The organism is Candidatus Effluviviaceae Genus V sp. (assembly GCA_014728125.1).
Lineage (GTDB): Bacteria > Joyebacterota > Joyebacteria > Joyebacterales > Joyebacteraceae > WJMD01.
Genome location: WJMD01000005.1, coordinates 1 through 2,572 on the forward strand (window position 1 = coordinate 1; position 2,572 = coordinate 2,572).

4 protein-coding genes are annotated in these 2,572 nt (G+C 70.6%); all 4 read right to left on the reverse strand.

Annotated features, from left to right (window positions below):
- Positions 1-344, reverse strand: a 344-nt coding sequence (locus GF405_00290) for a sulfatase-like hydrolase/transferase (GenBank protein MBD3366592.1), incomplete at its 3' end; no start/stop codon positions are given.
- Positions 345-435: 91 nt separating this feature from the next.
- Positions 436-612, reverse strand: coding sequence for a hypothetical protein (locus GF405_00295; GenBank protein MBD3366593.1), 177 nt, complete (start codon positions 610-612; stop codon positions 436-438).
- A gap of 20 nt (positions 613-632) precedes the next feature.
- A complete protein-coding gene (locus tag GF405_00300) occupies positions 633-1,511 on the reverse strand; it encodes an alpha/beta hydrolase (GenBank protein MBD3366594.1) in 879 nt (292 codons plus the stop codon).
- Positions 1,512-1,515: 4 nt separating this feature from the next.
- Positions 1,516-2,499: a hypothetical protein gene (locus GF405_00305; protein MBD3366595.1), complete on the reverse strand. Its 984-nt coding sequence runs from the start codon at positions 2,497-2,499 to the stop codon at positions 1,516-1,518.
- Positions 2,500-2,572 lie beyond the last annotated feature (73 nt).

The following is a 2,572-nucleotide window of genomic DNA, read 5'->3' on the forward strand; positions in this document are numbered from 1 at the left end:
CTCCAGTTGAACCCGGTGCACTGGTGGGTCGACGGGAACTCTCCCGTCAGGAGCGAGGCGTGGCTCGGCACGGTCCACGGGGCGTTCGCGTAGGCGTGCGTGAAGTCGGTCCCCTCGGACGCGACGCGGTCGAACCACGGCGTCAGCGGCTCGCCCGGGTAGTCCGGAACGTCGACGCCGACGTAGTCGTCGCGCACGGTGTCGAGGATGACGAGGACGATGTTCGGGCGCGTGTCCTCCGCGCCACCGCAGGAGGCGAGGACGACGGCCACCGCGACCAGCGCGAGGCCGAGCGCGACGAACGCCGCGCGTGACCGGACACCGCTCCCCGAGACGCTCCGCATGACATCCTCCCCTTCCACGTGCCGTCGCCTGAACCCAAGCTCATCCTAGCACCGGAGCCCGGTGTCCGCAACGAGGCCGCGGCGCCGGGACTCAGTCGTCCGCGCCCGAGCTTCTGTTGATGAGAGAGAAGACGCGCCGCGAGCCGATGAAGATGGACGCGCCGATGACCAGCGTGCGGCGCATGGTGTCGAGGGGACGCGTGAGCGCGAGCACGATCATCGTCACGCAGACGGCGATCATGAAGATGTCGAAGACCTTCCGTCCCATCCTCGCCTCCGCTCGCAGGACTACGGCGTGACGGGCCTCGTGGGCAGCTCGCGGGTGAACCCGGGCCGGCGAACCGGAGGTCCCATTTCAGGCAGCGGCGCCGCCGGCAACGTTCTCGGTTCCAGCACCCTCGGGATGGCGCTTCCCATGAGCGTCGCGAGCTCGCGGACCGCCCGGCGGTCCTTCCAGTAGTCGGAGTGGCGGTTCCCCCGGAGGTCCCTGCGCCGGGAGGCGTAGCTCCGCGGGTTCCCGTGGAGCCCCACGGCCTCCAGCGAGTCGCCCGGCTCCGACCCTGCAAGCTGCGCCATCGACTGCCCCGCCGGGAAGGCCCAGCGGAGCACGCGGTCGTCGTCCGAGTGGTAGACGTGGCGGTGGAGCGGACCGAGCCCCGAGCGCCGGAGCTGTCCTCCGACACCCACGAGGTCGGTCGGCACGGCGGCCGCCATGAGCACGACGACCCGCACGACGCAGCGCGTGTCGTCGAGCCACGAGAGGTCCTCGAGCAGCTCCAGGATGACCCGGCAGCCCAGCGAGTGCCCGACGAGCGTGAGCTCGATGGGCCCGCCGCCCGGACCGCGGAGCTTCGAGAGGTAGGCGGCCAGCCTCCCGGCCGACGCTCTGGCCACAGGGATCTTCGACGGGTACGCGAGCGCGGAGAAGACCCCCCAGTCGGCGTCGCCGGGCCAGTAGACGCGGCCGGCGGGCGGGAACCTGGCGGGGAGCATCCGGAGAAAGGCGTCGAACGAGCGGCGCGCCCCGTCCATGTCGGCGTTGTAGCCGTGGACGAGGAGCACGACATGGCGCCGCCCCTGCATCCAGTTCCGGGGCGCATCCCGCGCCTCGGCGGTGACGCCGCCCGAGCCCTTCTCACGGACGGAGATGTCGCCCGTCGCCTGCATGCGGCTACCTGTCCCTCAGGCTCTTCAGGGCCACGACGAGGTCGCGCGCCACAGGGGCGACGAACCCGCCGAGGATGGCGGCGGCGATCCAGACGACCTTCTGCCACGGGGTCGCCATCACCATCGGGGCGTAAAGCCTGATGCCGCCGTAGATGATGATGAAGCTCAGGATGATCGCCTTGACCTTGATGAGACGCGACCACGAGGCCTGCATGCTGATCTGGAGCGCGTCGAGGGAACGCTGGATGGACTGGTAGACCCGGTTCCTGGCGTCGACGACATCGGTGTCGGAGGAGTGCGGCCCGCCGTCTCCCCCGAGACTCTTGGCCGAGGCGATGACGAGCTCCACATCCGACGGCTGCGCCTTCCGCGCCATCGAGCGGAGGAGCCACCGGTGCTCCACCGGGTCGTCGAGCGCGGCCGAGGCTGCGGCATGAAGCTGCCCCGCGACGCCGTCGGCCCTAAGCGCAAAGAGCGCTCCCGCGTCGCCTCCGGCGGCGAGGTCGATGAGCCTCTGCCGGATCTCCTTGTAGGTCGAGCCCTCGACCATCTCGTCGCGGTAGGTCGCCCGGGCGTGCTCGACCGCGGGCCTAAGCCAGTTCCGCCCCAGCCACCACCGCTGGTAGATGGCGCGGACCGGGAAGACGTCCTTCACGATCTGGATGATGGCCATCACCAGGATGCCGACACCGGCCAGCGCGACCGCGGCCGGGAGCATGAGCGTGACGAGCCTTCGGAGGGTGAACTCGACGGCCGTGACAGGTCCCCCGCCCCGCCGGACGGCGAACGCGCCGTCGCCCTCGCGTTCGGCCATGGGAACGAACTCGTCCCGGGCAGGCGTCCGAGCGGGCGCCTCGTCCGTGGCCGTCGTCTCCTCGACAGGCGTCGCCGCTTCCTCCCCCGCCTCCTGCGCCAGCACCGGCGGCGCCGACAGCAGGAGAAGGAACAGCAGGAGCGCGAGCGCGCCTCGCATGCGTCGTCTGTTCATGGTGCCTCCTGAGGAATACCTGGTCCCTGGGAGGCGCGATGGGCTCTGATGTCAATCCAGGATGACGCGACGC